This is a genomic window from Micromonospora salmantinae (assembly GCF_022230905.1).
Lineage (GTDB): Bacteria > Actinomycetota > Actinomycetes > Mycobacteriales > Micromonosporaceae > Micromonospora > Micromonospora salmantinae.
The window spans coordinates 58,243-74,815 of record NZ_JAKKFG010000044.1; the positions used below are offsets into that span (position 1 = coordinate 58,243).

Genomic DNA, 16,573 nt, shown 5'->3' on the forward strand with positions numbered 1-16,573 from the left:
TGTGGAGTTCACCAAGGGCCACGGCACCGGCAACGACTTCGTCCTCCTTCCCGACCCGGACGGTCAGCTCGACCTGACCCCGGAGCTGGTCGCGGCGCTCTGTGACCGGCGGCGGGGCATCGGCGCGGACGGCGTGCTGCGGGTGGTCCGCGCGGCCAAGCATCCGGACGGCGCGGGTCTGGCCGGCGAGGCCGAGTGGTTCATGGACTACTGGAACGCCGACGGCTCGTTCGCCGAGATGTGCGGCAACGGCGCCCGGGTCTTCGTGCGCTACCTGCTCGACACCGGGTTGGCCACGCCGGCCGGCGCGGCGCTGCCGGTGGCCACCCGGGCCGGCGTCGTGCGCGCGCTGGTCGAGGGCGACGTCGTGTCCGTCGAGATGCGCCGACCCCAGGTGTACGACAGTTCAGCCGCCACCCTCGGCGGGCTGACCCTGACCGGTGCGGTGGTGGACGTCGGCAACCCGCACCTGGTCTGCGTGCTGCCGGCCGGCGTGGAGCTGTCGGCGCTGGACCTGACCGTCGCGCCCGGGTTCGACCCGGCGGTCTTCCCGGGCGGGGTGAACGTCGAGTTCATCGTGGCGGGTGACCCGGTCGACGGCACCGACGAGCACAGCCTGATGCGGGTGTACGAGCGCGGCAGCGCCGAGACCCTGTCCTGCGGCACCGGTGCCTGCGCGGTGGGTGCCGTGGCGCTGCGCGACGCCGGCCGGGACACCGGCGTGGTCGCCGTGGACGTGCCCGGCGGCCGCCTAACGGTGACCGTCACGTCCGGCTCCTGCTGGCTCTCCGGCCCCGCCGTCCTGGTGGCCACCGGCGAACTGAACCCAACAGTGCTCCGCCCCTAACGGCCCCCCCACGCCCCACCCCCACGCCCCACCCCCACCCGTGTTGATCAAGAGGTTTGCGTCAAGTTTCGGGTACTTCCTGACGCAAACCTCTTGATCAACGGCGCGGTTGGTGGGGGTGGGTCGTTGGCGCGTTACGGGGTGGCGCTGGCGCTTGCGGCGATCTCGGGGAGGTCGGCGGGGCCGGGGTCGGCGGCCGGGAGCGGGCTCGGGTTGTGCGCGGCGGCGCGCACGGCGGCGGCGACCGCCGGGGCGACCCGGGAGTCGAAGACGCTCGGCACGATCACCGTCGGGTTGATCTTTTCTTCGCCGACCACGTCCGCGATGGCCCGGGCGGCGGCGATGGCCATCTCCTCGGTGAACTCCTCGGCGTGCGCGTCCAGCATGCCGCGGAACACCCCGGGGAACGCGAGCACGTTGTTGATCTGGTTCGGCTGGTCGGAGCGGCCGGTGGCGACCACCGCGGCGTGCTTGCGCGCCTCCCGCGGGTCGACCTCCGGGTCCGGGTTCGCGAGGGCGAAGACGATCGAGTCCTTCGCCATCTGCGCGATGTCGTCGCCGGTGAGCAGGTTCGGCGCGCTGACCCCGATGAACACGTCGGCGCCGCGGATCGCGCCGGGCAGGTCGCCGGAGTAGTTCTCCTTGTTGGTGTTCTCCGCCAGCCACTGCCACGCCGAGTTGAGCCCGGTCAGCCCGCGGTGCAGGGCGCCCTCCCGGTCGCACGCGATGATGTCGCCGACGCCCTGGCGCAGCAGCAGCTTCATGATCGCGGTGCCGGCCGCGCCGGCGCCCGAGACGACCACCCGGACGTCCTCGAGCCGCTTGCCCACCACCCGCAACGCGTTCGTCAGCGCGGCCAGCACGCAGATCGCGGTGCCGTGCTGATCGTCGTGGAAGACCGGGATGTCCAGCGCCTCGCGCAGCCGGGCCTCGATCTCGAAGCAGCGCGGCGCGGCGATGTCCTCCAGGTTGATGCCGCCGTAGGCCGGCGCGATCGCCTTGACGATCTGCACGATCTCGTCGGTGTCCTGGGTGTCCAGCACCACCGGCCAGGCGTCCACCCCGCCGAAGCGCTTGAACAGCGCGGCCTTGCCCTCCATCACCGGCAGCGAGGCGGCCGGGCCGAGGTTGCCCAGGCCGAGCACCGCCGAGCCGTCGCTGACCACAGCGACGGTGTTGCGCTTGATGGTCAGTCGCCGGGCGTCGGCCGGGTTCTCGGCGATCGCCATGCAGACCCGGGCCACCCCCGGGGTGTACGCGCGGGACAGCTCGTCGCGGTTGCGCAGCGCGACCTTCGAGGTCACCTCGATCTTGCCGCCCAGGTGCAGCAGGAACGTCCGGTCCGACACCTTGCGCACGTCCACGCCGTCCAGCGCGGTCAGCGCGTCGACCACCTGGTCGGCGTGACCGGAGTCGGCGGTGTCGCAGGTCAGGTCGACGATCACATGGGTCGGGTCCGAGTCCACCACGTCCAGCGCCGTGACGATCGCCCCGGCCTCGCCGACGGAGGTGGTGAGTCGGCCGATCGAGGAGGCGTCCGCGGTCACGGCGATCCGGATGGTGATCGAAAATCCGGCGCTGGGCATTCGGGTGATGGCCACGGGATCCCTCCGTAACGGCTGTGCGGCCGTTCGGCCGCCGCCCGCATTTCTACCGGGTTGTCGCGGCCGACCAGCATTCGCCCCCACTTTTGGCGACCTTCACCATGGGCATATAGCAGGTGCGTTCGGCGTTGTGTCATGTCAGGATTACGTTCTACTTATCAAAACGGACAGGAGAACCGCTTGCGAGACCAGGAGAGCTTTGTCCCCGTCGAGGACGAGCTCGACGACGTCACCACCGGCGAGATGGAGCTGTCGGAGCGGCAGTCCCTCCGACGCGTCCCGGGCCTGTCAACCGAGCTCACCGACGTCACCGAGGTGGAATACCGCCAGCTGCGGCTGGAGCGGGTCGTCCTGGTGGGCGTCTGGACCGAAGGCACTGTCACCGACGCGGAAAACTCGCTGACCGAGCTTGCCGCGCTGGCCGAGACCGCCGGTTCGCAGGTGCTCGAAGGGCTCATCCAACGTCGTACCCGACCCGACCCGGCCACGTACATCGGCCGCGGCAAGGTCGACGATCTTGGCGCGGTGGTGCTTTCCACCGGCGCCGACACTGTCATCTGTGACGGTGAGCTGTCCCCGTCGCAGTTGCGCAACCTGGAGCAGCGCACCAAGGTCAAGGTCGTCGACCGCACCGCGCTGATCCTCGACATCTTCGCCCAGCACGCCAAGAGCAAGGAAGGTAAGGCGCAGGTCGAGCTGGCCCAGCTCCAATACCTGCTGCCGCGACTGCGCGGTTGGGGTGAGACGCTCTCCCGGCAGACCGGTGGTTCCGGCCGGGGCGGCGGCGCCGGCGGCGGTGTGGGTGTTCGTGGTCCCGGTGAGACCAAGCTGGAGACCGACCGGCGGCGCATCCGTCACCGCATCTCCCGGCTGCGTCGCGAGATCAAGAGCATGAAGACGGTACGCGTGACCAAGCGCGCCCGGCGTTCCCGCAACGCCGTTCCCGCTGTGGCCATCGCCGGCTACACCAACGCCGGCAAGTCCAGCCTGCTCAACCGTCTGACCGGCGCGGGCGTGCTGGTGGAGAACGCGCTGTTCGCCACGCTGGACCCGACGACCCGCAAGGCCACCACCTCGGACGGGCGGCTCTACACCCTCTCCGACACGGTGGGCTTCGTCCGACACCTTCCGCACCAGATCGTCGAGGCGTTCCGCTCGACGCTGGAGGAGGTCGCGGAGGCGGATCTGGTGGTGCACGTCGTGGACGGCACCCACCCGGATCCGGAGGAGCAGGTCCGGGCGGTCCACGCGGTGCTTGCCGAGGTCAGCGCGGACCGGCTCCCCGAGCTGTTGGTGGTCAACAAGACCGACGCGGCCGACGAGGACACTCTGCTGCGGCTCAAGCGGCTCTGGCCGGACGCGATCTTCGTGTCCGCGCACTCCGGGCGGGGCATGGACGAGCTGCGCGCGGCGATCGAGGAGCGGCTGCCGAGTCCGGCCGTGGAGGTTCGGGCCGTGCTGCCGTACGACCGGGGCGACCTGGTGGCTCGGGCGCACCGCACCGGTGAGGTGCTCAGCACGTCGCACCTGCCGGAGGGCACTCTGCTGCACGTCCGAGTGGGTGCGGAGCTTGCCGCGGAGCTGATGGCCTTCGACGTGGAGCGGCAGGGGCAGGCGGCCGGCAGCCGGTCCTGAGCGGCCACGGCGTCATCCACCGGAAACGCGCGGCATGCGACACTGGCCGAATGCGCCGCGTTGTTTCCTCGGTCACGGTTGCCCTCGGCCTGCTCGGGGCAACCGTGGCGCTCGCCGGAGTCGCCGCAGCGGCTCCCGCCCCTGGGGCGTCGGGGCCGCCCGCCGCGAACCCTGGCCAGAAGCGATGCACGATCACCGACGAGCGCCTACGGGAGCTGTCCGGGCTGGTCGCCACCAAGAGTGGCTACATCGTCATCAACGACGGCACCGACGTCGCGGCGCGCAAGCGGGTGTTCTTCCTCGACAGTAAGTGCAAGATCTCGAAGGAGCCGGTCCGCTACTCGGGGCAGGGTCCGTTCGACACCGAGGATCTCGCCCTGTCCAAGGACGGCCGCACCCTCTGGATCGCCGACACCGGTGACAACCCCGACTCGAAGGAGCGCCGCAGCCGCGTCGCACTCTGGTCGATGCCGGTCACCGGCGCCAAGCAGCCGACGCTGCACCGGCTCTCCTACCCGGAGGCCAAACCGCACGACGCTGAGGCGTTGCTCATCGGCGACGACGGAAAACCGCTGATCATCACCAAGGTGACCAGCGGCAAGGCCGAGATCTACACGCCGTCGGCGGCCCTCAGGAGCGGCGACACCGACCCGGTGCCGATGCGTAAGGCCGGCGAGCTCACGCTGCCGAAGACCCAGACGGAGAACACCCTCAACACGTTCGGCCGGATCGCCATCACCGGCGCATCCCGGGCACCGGACGGCTCCCGCGTGGTCCTGCGCACGTACGCGGACGCCTTCGAGTTCGACGTGACCGGTGGCGACATCGTGGGTGCGCTCACCACCGGCAAGCCGAGGGTGACGCCGCTGGCCGACCCGTTCGGCGAGGCCATCAGCTACACCTCGGACGGAAAGTCGTTCCTCACCGTCTCCGACGCGGGCCGGTTCACCGAGGACGAGCCGGTCGACATTCTCGGCTACACCCCGTCCACGTCGACCGCCGTGCCACTGAGTGCCGAGGACGGCGCCAAACCGGCCGCGTCGAAGTCCTGGACCGACGGGCTGAGCCTGGACGACATCACGTACCTGGTCGGGGCGGTCGGGCTGATCGGCCTGCTGTTGGTCGCCGCCGGAATCTTCGGCATCGTTCGCGCCCGCCGTCGGCCGCCGACCGCTGACGCGTCCGACCCGTCGGGTCCGGACGATGAGCCGTTCGGCCCGCGCGCGGGCCGTGCCGTTGACGGGTTCCCGGCCGACGATGACCGCAGGGGTGGTGTCTACGGGGGCGCCGCCCCGGCCGGCGGCGCGGTCTACGGCGGTGGTGCGGTTCGCGGCGGTCCGGCCCCGGCGGGTGGTGCGGGTCGTGGTGGCCCGGCCCCGGCGGGTGGTGCCGTGTACGGCGGTGGCGGCCGGCCGGCCTCGGCTGACGGTGGCTACGGTGCGCCGCGACCGGACGGCGGCGGTGCTGGCGTTTACGGCGGCGGCGGTCGTCCCCCGGCTGGCGGCGGCGGTCGTCCTCCCGCCAGTGGCGGCGGTCGCCCCCCGGCTGGTGGCGGTGGTCGTCCGCAGGGTGGTGGTGGCGGTCGTCCGCAGGGCGGCGGTGGCCGTCCTGGCGGTGGCGTCTACGGCGGCGACGGCGGTCAGCCCGGTCGCGCGGAGCCGCCCCGGCGCGGCGGGCAGGAGCCCGACTACCGGGGTCAGCGGCCCGGCCGGCGACGTGACGACGACGCGCCCATCGACCCGTACGGGCAGTATCCCGGGGGCGGTCGCGGTCCCCGGGGCGACCGTTACTGATCGGCGCTGAAGCGCTCATTCGTCCTGACCGAGCGGTGCGGGTGAGCGCTGTCGGCACCCACCCGCCGATCGATCAGATCCGGCGTAGCACCGCCACGACCCGGCCCATGATGGTGGCGTCATCGCCGGGGATCGGGTCGAAGGCCGGGTTCTGCGGCATCAGCCAGACGTGCCCGTCGCGCCGCCGGTAGGTCTTCACTGTCGCCTCGCCGTCGAGCATGGCGGCCACGATCTCGCCCGAGTCGGCGGTCGGCTGCTGCCGGACCACCACCCAGTCGCCGTCGCAGATCGCCGCGTCGAGCATCGAGTCGCCCTTGACCTGGAGCATGAAGACCTCGCCCTCACCCACCAGCTCGCGGGGGAGCGGGAAGATGTCCTCCACGGCCTGCTCGGCGAGGATCGGCCCACCGGCGGCGATCCGACCGAGCATCGGCACGTATGCCGGGGTGGGCCGCTGTGCCCTGGACAGCTCGTCGTCGATCGCCTCGCTGGGGGCACGGACGTCCACCGCGCGCGGCCGGTTCGGGTCGCGGCGCAGGAAGCCCTTCTTCTCCAGCTCCTTGAGCTGGTAGGCGACGCTGGACGGCGACACCAGGCCGACCGCCTCGCCGATCTCGCGGACGCTCGGCGGGTAGCCGTGGCGCTCCACCCAGTTGCGGATGAACTCCAGGATGCGCCGTTGGCGGGCGGTCAGGTCGACCGTCACCGGGTCGGGGAAGGCGCTGACCACCGGGGTGACCGGGCGCACGGCGGGCTGACCCGTCCGGCTGCGCGCGGCGCTGCGGCGTCGGGTGGCCGGCGGGCCCGCCTCGGTGATCTGCTGCGGGCTCTTCGGCCGGCTGGCCCGGTCCTCGGTCACGTCCGTCCTCCCTGGTCGGCGCTGGGTGCCTCGTCGGCTCGTGGTGCGTGCGGTGGTGCCACGTTGTTCATGACCGTATAGGTGAGATCAGTCATTTTCAAACATCTGTACGACCTCTCACCGGCGTGTCGGGGTGAAAAAGCGCTCCCGTCGTACGGATGTTCTGATAAATGGTACGTCAGGTAGCACTGGTGTTCGATCCTGGACCATTTTCCGGCCGCGTTCGGCCGGCTGGCCGGTAACCCGGGCGGCATCGTGACGTTGGGTCTTCGGGCGCTGTGCGGTGCGTGGGTGACCGGATGGTCCGTGACGCGCCGGACACGCCGGCCAACTTGACCCGGCTTCCCCAGCGACATACGGTCGACCCCTAGATGTAGTAGTGACACGGGCGTAAGTTGCCTACAGGTTGGGTCTGACTACCGACCGCACTCCCGTAACGTCGATCACGGCGAGCGCCATCCGAGGATGGCACCGTCGCGGTGAGTCGTGCCCGGGGGTGTCCGGTGTGCTCGCAGTTGATCATTATTAGGAGGTGGGCGATGCGGTGTCCGTACTGCCGGCACGCTGACTCCCGGGTGGTCGACTCGCGGGAGGCCGACGACGGCCAGCTCATCCGACGGCGGCGGTCCTGCCCGGAGTGCGGCAAGCGGTTCACCACCGTCGAGGAGGCGGTCCTCGCTGTCGTCAAGCGCAGCGGGGTGACCGAGCCGTTCAGTCGCACGAAGATCATCGGCGGGGTGCGTAAGGCGTGCCAGGGCCGGCCGGTGGACGACGACTCACTCGCGCTGCTCGCGCAGCGGGTGGAGGAGACGGTCCGGGCCAAGGGGGCCGCCGAGATCCCCAGCCACGACGTGGGCCTGGCGATCCTGGGTCCGCTACGCGACCTGGACGAGATCGCCTACCTGCGGTTCGCCAGCGTCTACCGCTCGTTCGACTCGCTTGCCGACTTCGAGCGCGAGATCGAGACGTTGCGGGCCGCGGCGCAAGCCCGGGAGCAGGGCCGGGCCGATGCGGTCGAGGCCGCCGGCCGTACCAGCTGAGTCTTCACAGTTTTTCAAGAGATTGGGACGCGCGGTGGGTGACCGCGCAGACGAGGGGGGCGACGGCGTGACTACTAGCCGTTCACGAAGCAAGGCAGGCGCGGGGCTGAAGATCGAGCGGGTGTGGACGACCGAGGGGGTCCACCCGTACGACGAGGTCTCCTGGGAGCGCCGTGACGTCGTGATGACGAACTGGCGGGACGGCTCGATCAACTTCGAGCAGCGTGGGGTGGAGTTCCCGGAGTCGTGGAGCGTCAACGCGGCAAACATCGTGACCACCAAGTACTTCCGGGGAGCGGTGGGGACCCCGGAGCGCGAGTGGTCGCTCAGGCAGCTGATCGACCGGGTGGTCACCACCTACCGCACCGCCGGTGAGGAGTACGGCTACTTCGCCAGCCCGGCCGACGCCGAGGTGTTCGCGCACGAGCTGACCTGGATGCTGCTGAACCAGGTGTTCAGCTTCAACTCGCCGGTCTGGTTCAACGTCGGCACGCCGTCGCCGCAGCAGGTCAGCGCCTGCTTCATCCTGGCCGTCGACGACTCGATGGACTCGATCCTCGACTGGTACAAGGAGGAGGGGCTGATCTTCAAGGGCGGCTCCGGCTCCGGAGTCAACCTGTCGCGCATCCGCTCGTCCCGTGAGCTGCTCTCCTCCGGCGGCACCGCCTCCGGCCCGGTCAGCTTCATGCGCGGCGCGGACGCCTCCGCCGGCACCATCAAGTCCGGCGGCGCGACCCGCCGGGCGGCCAAGATGGTCATCATCGACGTGGACCACCCGGACATCGAGGAGTTCGTGGTCACGAAGGCGCGCGAGGAGGACAAGATCCGCGCCCTGCGTGACGCCGGGTTCGACATGGACCTCGGCGGCTCCGACATCGTCAGCGTGCAGTACCAGAACGCCAACAACTCGGTCCGGGTCTCCGACGAGTTCATGTCGGCGGTCGAGAACGGCAAGGGCTTCGACCTGCGCGGCCGGCTGGACGGCTCGGTGATCGACACCGTCGACGCCAAGAAGCTGTTCCGCACCATCTCCCAGGCCGCCTGGGAGTGCGCCGACCCGGGCCTGCAGTACGACGACACGATCAACGACTGGCACACCTGCCCGGAGACCGGGCGGATCACCGCCTCGAACCCGTGCTCGGAGTACCTGCACCTGGACAACTCCTCGTGCAACCTGGCCTCGCTCAACCTGATGAAGTTCCTCCGCGCCGACGGTGGCTTCGAGGTGGAGAAGTTCGTCAAGTCCGTCGAGTTCGTCATCACCGCGATGGACATCTCGATCTGCTTCGCGGACTTCCCGACCGAGAAGATCGGTGAGACGTCCCGCGCCTACCGGCAGCTCGGCATCGGCTACGCCAACCTGGGCGCCCTGCTGATGGCCACCGGCCTGCCGTACGACTCGGACCAGGGCCGCTCGGTCGCCGCGTCGATCACGTCCCTGATGACCGGCACCGCCTACCGCCGTTCGGCCGAGCTGGCCGGCGTCGTCGGCCCGTACGACGGCTACGCCCGTAACGCCGAGCCGCACAAGCGGGTCATGCGCAAGCACGCCGCGGCCAACGACGAGATCAAGCCGACCAGCCCGGTGGCCACCGCTATCGTCCGCGAGGCGACCAAGCAGTGGACCCAGGGCAACAAGATCGGTGACAAGAACGGTTGGCGCAACGCGCAGGCGAGCGTCCTCGCCCCGACCGGCACGATCGGCTTCATGATGGACTGCGACACGACCGGTGTGGAGCCGGACCTGGCGCTGGTCAAGTTCAAGAAGCTGGTCGGCGGCGGCTCGATGCAGATCGTCAACCAGACGGTGCCGCGCGCCCTGCGCAGCCTCGGCTACCCCGAGGAGCAGGTCGAGGCGATCGTCGAGCACATCGCCGACCACGGCCACGTGGTGGACGCCCCCGGCCTCAAGCCGGAGCACTACCCGGTCTTCGACTGCGCCATGGGCGAGCGGACGATCGCCCCGATGGGTCACGTGCGGATGATGGCGGCCATCCAGCCGTTCGTCTCCGGCGCCATCTCCAAGACGGTCAACATGCCGGAGGCGGCCACCGTCGAGGACGTCGAGAAGATCTACTTCGAGGGCTGGAAGCTCGGCCTCAAGGCGCTGGCGATCTACCGGGACAACTGCAAGGTCGGCCAGCCGCTCTCGGTGGCCAAGTCCAACAAGGCCACCGAGTCGGCCGCCGTCGAGACCGCAGCGGCCGCGCCGGCCGCGGTCGAGAAGGTCATCGAGTACCGGCCGGTGCGTAAGCGCCTGCCGAAGAAGCGCCCGTCCGAGACGGTCAGCTTCTCCGTCGGTGGCGCCGAGGGCTACCTGACCGCGTCGTCCTACCCGGACGACGGCCTCGGTGAGGTCTTCCTGAAGATGTCCAAGCAGGGCTCGACCCTGGCCGGCGTGATGGACGCCTTCTCGGTGGCCATCAGCATCGGCCTCCAGTACGGCGTGCCGCTGGAGACGTTCGTCAGCAAGTTCACCAACATGCGCTTCGAGCCGGCCGGCATGACCGACGACCCGGACGTGCGGATGGCGGCCTCGGTGATGGACTACATCTTCCGTCGCCTGGCGCTGGACTTCCTGCCCTACGAGCGTCGCGCCGAGCTGGGCATCTTCACCGCCTCGGAGCGGGCGGCGCAGCTGCGGGCCGAGGCCGACGCGGAGGCTGCCGGCGTCACCGGCGCCGAGCTCACCGCGATGGCGTCGTCCGCGCCGGTGGAGACCCCGGCCAAGCCGGAGGCTGTCGCCCAGCCGGCCCAGGAGATGGCCGACGTGGCCGCCGCCAAGCCGGCTCCGAGCGTGGGTTCCAGCACCGAACTGCTGGAGGCCGTGATCGGCAAGGCCGCCGACGCGCCGCTCTGCTTCACCTGCGGTACGAAGATGCGGCCCGCCGGTAGCTGCTACGTCTGCGAGGGCTGCGGCTCCACCAGCGGCTGCAGCTGACGTACGCGAAACGCGGCGCTGCCCCGGCTTCCCTCAAGGGAGTCGGGGCAGCGCCGTTTCCAGTTGCTCGTCATGACGGCACCCCCATGATCAAGTGATGAAACACCCTTGCGCTAGGCGCAGTGGCCATCCGTCACCTGCACCGCCTCGTCGATCAAGGAGTTGTGGTGACTGATAAAGCGCTCGGAGAACCCCAAACCAGGCACCACAACCCCATGATCGACGAGGGCGGCCCGCCTGCATGCCGCGATCTTGCACTTTCTGTCGCGGCGTAGCGGGCATTCCGCGCATCTGGGCGACGGAAACTGCAAGATCGGCGCGGGTGGGCTCGGCAGCCGAAGGTGACGGTGTTGAAAAGTAGGTCCGAGGGGTCATCTCTGACCTACTTTTCATCACTTGATCACAGTGGACCGGACGGTGCTCGGGTCAGTCGTACGACGACGGTTGTCGTCGTCGCCCCTCGGTTGGGCGTGGTGGGTGGGTGGGTGGTTGTGCTTGGCTCATTCGTCTACCTCGTCAGCGTTCGAGATCGTCGTTCCGATCAGGCGCGCGATCGGCTCAGGGAAGCCGGGGCGACGGGTGATCTGCAGTACTGGCTGACGCGACACGTTGAACAGGGGGCGCAGCTGTGTCGTTGAATCTCTACATGGGGTCGTACCTGGTCTGGGCGGCCGAGGACCTGGCCTTGGTGCCCGCCGGGCTGCTGCACCGGCGCTTCCTGGGCTGGGTCCGGTGACCTCATCCGGCGAGACGCGCAGGTAGCCGCCTCGATCACTTGATGCTGAGTAGGTGTGGACGAGCCGTTCTGACTGCTCAGCATCAAGTGATCTTGGTGATGGCGGCGGAACCGGGTTACTGGCTCGCTCGCTCGGCGGCGCGTACGGCGTTGCGGAACAGCATCGCGACGGTGGTCGGCCCGACCCCGCCGACCCGGGGCGTGATGGCGCCGGCTACCTCCGCGCACGATTCGTCCACGTCCGGCAGGAGGCGCCGGCCTTCGTAGCGGACGCCGGCGCCGATGACGACGGCGCCGGGCTTGACGTGCTCGGGCTGCACGATCCCGGGTACGCCGGCGGCGGCGACGAGGATGTCGGCGCGGCGGGTGTAGCGGCCCCAGTCCGGCACGCCGGTGTGGACGACGGTGACGGCGGCGTTGGCGGTCGGGCGCTTCTGGGCGAGCATCATCGCCAGGGGGCGGCCAAGGGTGGCGCCCCGGCCGAGGATGACGACCTCACGACCGGCGACGGGGATCTCGTAGTAGGCCAGCAGGGCTTCGATGCCGGCGGGGGTGCACGGCAGCGGGCCGGGCAGGCCGACGGCGAGACGCCCCATGTTCAGCGGATGCATGCCGTCGACGTCCTTGTCCGGGTCGATGGTCTGCAACGCCGCGTCGTAGTCCAGGTGCCCCGGAACGGGGTACTGCACGAGCAGCCCGTGTACGGCCGGGTCGCTGTTGAATCGGGCAATGGCCAGGTGCAGCTCGGCCTGGGTGGCGGTGGCCGGCAGATGCACGTGCGGGGAGGCGAACCCGAGCGCGGCGGCCTGACGCTGCTTGATGGCGATGTAACCGGCACTGGCGTCGTCGTCGCCGACGAGGATGGTGGCGAGGCTCGGGGTGATCCCGCGGCTGCGTAGGCGGGTGGCTGCGGCGGCCGTCTCGGCCAGGACGGCTTCGGCGACGGGTGCACCCGGCAGGAGCCGGGCCGTGCCCGAGGGGGTGTGCTGCTCGGCGGATTGGCTGGTCGTGGTCATGACGGTTCCTCGACGCAGGCGCCCAGGCGGTCGACGCCCGCGAGAGGCTCCCCGATGGTTCCACCATCCCCGTGCCGCCAGTCGCCGGTGGTTCGATAATGCCGCATCACCAGGGCAACTGCCCAGCGAGGGGGAGCGCGGCGGGGAGGACCCCGCCGCGCCCACGGTCCCTGACGGTCGCCGGCCGGTGGGTCAGTGCTTGCCGGTGTACCGGAAGTCGAAGTAGTCGATGTTGAAGTTCTGGTACGCGGACGCATCCATGCTGATCACGAACTCGTGGGTGCCCCGCGTCAGGTACTGCGTCTCGGGCAGCGGCTGAAGCGTGAACGCGTCGTGCGAGGTCGTGGTCCGCACGTCGACCGGGGCGGTGGTCCGGGCCCCGTCGAACGTCAGGGTGAACCGTCCCGCAGGGCTGTACGGCGATGAGACCCGGGCCGCGACCTCGTAGGTGCCGGCCTTCGGCACCTCGACGGTGTACCTCATCCACTCGCCGCCGCGGATCCAGCACACGTCGATCGCGCCGTTCTGGTCGCAGATGTCGACGCCCTCGTACTTGCGCTGCGCCCCGCCCTTGTTGTCGTCCTCGGCGTCGTGGTAACCGACGTCCTTGCCGTCGCGCGAGTACTCCTCGGCCTGAACGCGGACGGTGCCGTCCGGTAGAGCCGGCCACTGCGCCTTCGGGCCGTGTTCACGGCGGCTTGCCAGCCAGTCCAGCAGTTGGTCCTGGTTGTCGGTCTGGATGATGTCGAACCGGTGGCGTTCGACGAGCGCGCCCCAGCCGTTCGCCGGATCGATCAACGATGCCTCGTCGGTGTAGCCGGCCGCGAGGCCGTACCACATGCTGTTGACCCAGGTCCGGGCGTCCTTGCCGGCGAGCGCGACGGCGGCCGGCTGGATCTGCGCGTCGGTGAGCCGGTCGAAGACCAGCTCGTACGACGGCGGCTGGTGCCGGGTGAAGGCGCCGATGCTGGCCGCGTTGCCGTCGTCGACGACGTGGCTGTAGAGGATGTGCGAATCCCGGTCGAGGAATGTCTCCACCTCTGCCACGGGCGCCGAGCTCTTGAAGATGGCGTGGTCGAGGGTGCCGGTGGCAGCCAGCAGGTCGTACATCTGGTCCCGGACGGGCCAGCCCTTGTCCAGGTTGACCAGCGCGCGGCCCTTCACCACGGCGAGCGCCTCGGCCAGCGTCGGCACCTGCTCGTCGGTCAGCGGTGCCTGCCCGCCGCCCAGCCCGGCGCGCAGACGCAACGCCTTGATCTGCGCCAGGGTCATGCCGGAGATCTCACCGGTGCCGTTCGTCGTCCGGTTGACCGACGTGTCGTGCATGACCACGAGCTGGCCGTCGGAGGTCCGCCGCACGTCGATCTCGACGACCTGCGCGCCGTTCCTGATCGCCAGGTCGATCGCCGGTACGGAGTTCTCCGGCGCGCCCCGCCAGTAGCCGCGGTGCGCCACCACCATCACCGGAGCGTCCGGCCGGTGGTCGAGGTACTGACGTCGTACCTGCTCGATCGTCTGAGCGGGTGGCTTCGGGCGGTCACCCTCGACGCTCGCGCCCGTCGCGGTCGTCGCGTTTCCGATCGCGCCGGCCACGGCGGGCGGTACGAGGCCCACCACGACACCGGTCGCCACTGCGGCAAAGGCCCAGCTCATCCACTGTCTACGCACTGGTTCCACTCCCAGGTCCGCTGCTGCCGGCCGGATCTCAGCTGGTACGACCGTCCACTCAGCCTGGTAAACCAGGCGAGGCGACGGCTGAACGGATCATGGAATCCCCGCGAAGGATCATGGAAATCTGACCATGCACGGCCCCGGTCCTTCCGGGTCGACCGGCCGGGCCAGCTGCCCGGAGAGGTGATGGGCTCGCCCCAGGTCAGGGCTGGACGAACAGGGGGCCGTAGTTCGAACGGAAGATCTGCTCGCCGAGGCGGCGCATCACCAGGTCGCGCAGCGCGGGCGGGAGCCCGGTGGCCTTGTCGCGGCGATGGGTCTGGCTGAGCACCCACTCGGTACGCGGGCGGCGCCGCGCCTCGTACCCGCGCAGGGCTTCGGCAACGGACCCGGCGGTGGCCAACGACGACGCGAGCACGACCGCGTCCTCCAGGGCCATCGCCGCGCCCTGGGCCATGTTCGGCGAGGTGGCGTGGGCGGCGTCGCCGATCAGCAGCACCGGACCCCGGGACCAGGAGTCGAGCACGACCTCCTGGTTCGGCCCCACGTGCAGGGTGCTGTCGTCGTAGTCGAGGGCCTTGAGCATGGTGGCCACCGGCTCGGTGAACGTCGCGATCAGCTCGTCGCGCCAGCCGGGCCGGTCGGCCACCGGGCCGTCGTTGTAGTAGCAGTACGTCTGCTCGGCGCTGATCGGGATGGTCAGGAACTGCCTCCCGCGCCCCAACTGCACCGACCAGACCGGCTCGTCGTCGACGCGGGGAGCGACCCACCGGTACGCGTACTGGCCGAGGTCGCGGGCCGCCTGGCCGTCGAAGGCGAGCCGGCGGACGGTCGAGTTCACCCCGTCCGCGCCGAGCACCAGGTCGTACCGTTCGCTGCTGTCGTCGTCGAACTCGACGGCGACCTGGTCGCCCTCGGCAAGGAGCGCGACCGGTTGGCGGCCCCAGCGGATCGAGGTGTCGCCGACGCCGGCGAGCAGCGCCCGGTGCAGCTGCGCCCGGGGCAGCGACACGCACGGCCCGACGCCCCGCCACAGCGCGGCCACGTCGATGTCGAAGAGCCGACGCCCGCGCTGGTTGGCGCTGCGCTGCCGGGTGATCTCCACGGAGACGTCGACGACCGGCTCGGCCAGACCGAGTACGTCGAGCATCCGGGTCGCGTTGCCGGTGAGGTAGATGCCGGTGCCGGTGCCGGTGCCGGAGTCGGTCGGCCCGGCTGCCCGCTCGACCACCTCGACAGTGGCACCCCACTCGCGTAGCGCGGCCACCGTCGCCAGTCCGGCGACACCTCCACCGACAATCAGTACCCGGACACCGTCACCCCGCACGACACGTTCCTCCCCGTTGCCCCTGCCCGACCCCGCTGAGCTGCTGCTCAACGGTCCAGCCGCCGCAGCACTCTACGAGGCGGGTGAGTCAGCGCACGGGAACGGGGGCTGAACTACCGAGGAATGGGCTGCGACGATGAGGGCATGACGACCGCTGAGGCGTACGCCGAGTTCGGCAGCCGCGAGGCGCACGGGGTCTCGCCCACGTACGAGCGCCTGTCGCAGGCGGTGGCCCGCGACGACGAGCTGCTCACCCTGCTGGACGGGCTTCCGCCGGCCAAGCGGCAGCCGAATCTGCTGTTCGGCGTCGTCCGCTGGCTCGGTGGCCCGGTCGACGACCCGGCCGCGTTCCACGACTACGTGGTGACGCACTGGCCGGCCGTCGAGACCCAGATGCTCACCCGGGCCACCCAGACGAACGAGGCGGGCCGGTGCGCCGTCCTGCTGCCGGTGCTCGCCGCGCTGCCGCAGCCCCTCGCCCTGCTGGAGGTCGGTGCGTCGGCCGGGCTCTGCCTCTACCCCGACCGGTACGCGTACCGCTACGGCGACCATCAGGTCGGTTCCGGTGAGCTGGTCCTCGACTGCGCGGCCAACGGGTTGGTGCCGCCGGCAGGCGTACCCCAGGTGGCGTGGCGGGCCGGCCTGGACCTCAACCCGCTCGACGTGACCGACAGCGACGACGTGTCCTGGTTGGACGCGCTGATCTGGCCGGAGCACTCCCACCGGCGGGCCCGGCTGCGCGCCGCGGCGGCGGTCGCAGCGGCCGACCCGCCGCTGCTGGTCCGCGGAGACCTGGTGGACGACCTGCCGGCGCTGGCCGCGCGGGCGCCGTCCGACGCGACGCTGGTGGTCTTCCACACGTCGGTGCTCTATCAGGTGGCGCCCCCGCGCCGGGACGCGTTCGTCCGATTGGTCCGCGAGCTGCCGGGGCACTGGGTGGCGAACGAGGGGCCGGAGGTGCTCCGGTACGACGGGCTGCCCGCCCCGCCGAGCGACGTACTGCACAACGTCCTCGCGCTCGACGGAAAGCCGGTGGCCTGGGCCAGGGGCCACGGCCAGTCGCTGACCTGGTTCGGCTGACGCCGCCGAGCCGACCCGGCCGCC

11 protein-coding genes and 1 riboswitch are annotated in these 16,573 nt (G+C 70.5%); of the genes, 6 read left to right on the forward strand and 5 right to left on the reverse strand.

Annotated elements, in window-relative coordinates; translation table 11 throughout:
- Position 1 precedes the first annotated feature (1 nt).
- Positions 2 to 847, forward strand: a complete 846-nt coding sequence (gene dapF / locus PSH03_RS27895; RefSeq protein ID WP_238690875.1) for a diaminopimelate epimerase — start codon at positions 2 to 4, stop codon at positions 845 to 847.
- Between the two features lie 134 nt (positions 848 to 981).
- Here dapF and PSH03_RS27900 read toward each other — a convergent pair whose 3' ends face one another.
- Positions 982 to 2,448: an NAD-dependent malic enzyme gene (locus tag PSH03_RS27900; RefSeq protein ID WP_210786372.1), complete on the reverse strand. Its 1,467-nt coding sequence runs from the start codon at positions 2,446 to 2,448 to the stop codon at positions 982 to 984.
- 183 nt (positions 2,449 to 2,631) lie between these two features.
- Here PSH03_RS27900 and hflX point away from each other — a divergent pair, with 183 nt between their 5' ends.
- Complete coding sequence (gene hflX, locus PSH03_RS27905; RefSeq protein WP_210786371.1) at positions 2,632 to 4,086, forward strand: GTPase HflX; 1,455 nt, start codon at positions 2,632 to 2,634, stop codon at positions 4,084 to 4,086.
- Positions 4,087 to 4,136: 50 nt separating this feature from the next.
- The gene (locus tag PSH03_RS27910; RefSeq protein ID WP_238690876.1) at positions 4,137 to 5,879 is read left to right on the forward strand and encodes a hypothetical protein; all 1,743 of its coding nucleotides are present in this window, start codon (positions 4,137 to 4,139) and stop codon (positions 5,877 to 5,879) included.
- Positions 5,880 to 5,952: 73 nt separating this feature from the next.
- Here the strand turns inward: PSH03_RS27910 and lexA are convergent, their stop codons facing one another.
- Positions 5,953 to 6,738 carry a transcriptional repressor LexA gene (gene lexA, locus PSH03_RS27915; RefSeq protein WP_210786369.1) on the reverse strand — a complete coding sequence of 262 codons (786 nt, stop codon included), beginning with the start codon at positions 6,736 to 6,738 and terminating at the stop codon, positions 5,953 to 5,955.
- 539 nt (positions 6,739 to 7,277) lie between these two features.
- Between lexA and nrdR the strand changes: the two genes are divergently transcribed.
- Together nrdR and PSH03_RS27925 are read left to right on the forward strand one after the other, a co-directional pair.
- The gene (gene nrdR, locus PSH03_RS27920) at positions 7,278 to 7,778 is read left to right on the forward strand and encodes a transcriptional regulator NrdR (protein WP_210786368.1); all 501 of its coding nucleotides are present in this window, start codon (positions 7,278 to 7,280) and stop codon (positions 7,776 to 7,778) included.
- 67 nt (positions 7,779 to 7,845) lie between these two features.
- Positions 7,846 to 10,719, forward strand: coding sequence for a vitamin B12-dependent ribonucleotide reductase (locus tag PSH03_RS27925; RefSeq protein WP_372494891.1), 2,874 nt, complete (start codon positions 7,846 to 7,848; stop codon positions 10,717 to 10,719).
- A gap of 852 nt (positions 10,720 to 11,571) precedes the next feature.
- On the opposite strand, the gene PSH03_RS27930 is transcribed toward PSH03_RS27925, so the two are convergent.
- The 3 genes from PSH03_RS27930 to PSH03_RS27940 all read right to left on the reverse strand — a co-directional run bounded on the left by PSH03_RS27930 (position 11,572) and on the right by PSH03_RS27940 (position 15,469).
- A complete protein-coding gene (locus PSH03_RS27930) occupies positions 11,572 to 12,471 on the reverse strand; it encodes a bifunctional 5,10-methylenetetrahydrofolate dehydrogenase/5,10-methenyltetrahydrofolate cyclohydrolase (RefSeq protein WP_238690877.1) in 900 nt (299 codons plus the stop codon).
- Between the two features lie 13 nt (positions 12,472 to 12,484).
- Positions 12,485 to 12,566, reverse strand: a riboswitch (ZMP/ZTP riboswitch).
- Between the two features lie 97 nt (positions 12,567 to 12,663).
- A complete protein-coding gene (locus tag PSH03_RS27935) occupies positions 12,664 to 14,124 on the reverse strand; it encodes a glycerophosphodiester phosphodiesterase family protein (protein ID WP_238690975.1) in 1,461 nt (486 codons plus the stop codon).
- Between the two features lie 220 nt (positions 14,125 to 14,344).
- Positions 14,345 to 15,469, reverse strand: coding sequence for an FAD-dependent monooxygenase (locus PSH03_RS27940; protein WP_238690879.1), 1,125 nt, complete (start codon positions 15,467 to 15,469; stop codon positions 14,345 to 14,347).
- 144 nt (positions 15,470 to 15,613) lie between these two features.
- Here PSH03_RS27940 and PSH03_RS27945 point away from each other — a divergent pair, with 144 nt between their 5' ends.
- On the forward strand, positions 15,614 to 16,549 hold the full coding sequence (locus PSH03_RS27945; protein ID WP_210786366.1) for a DUF2332 domain-containing protein: 936 nt from the start codon (positions 15,614 to 15,616) through the stop codon (positions 16,547 to 16,549).
- Positions 16,550 to 16,573: the final 24 nt, after the last annotated feature.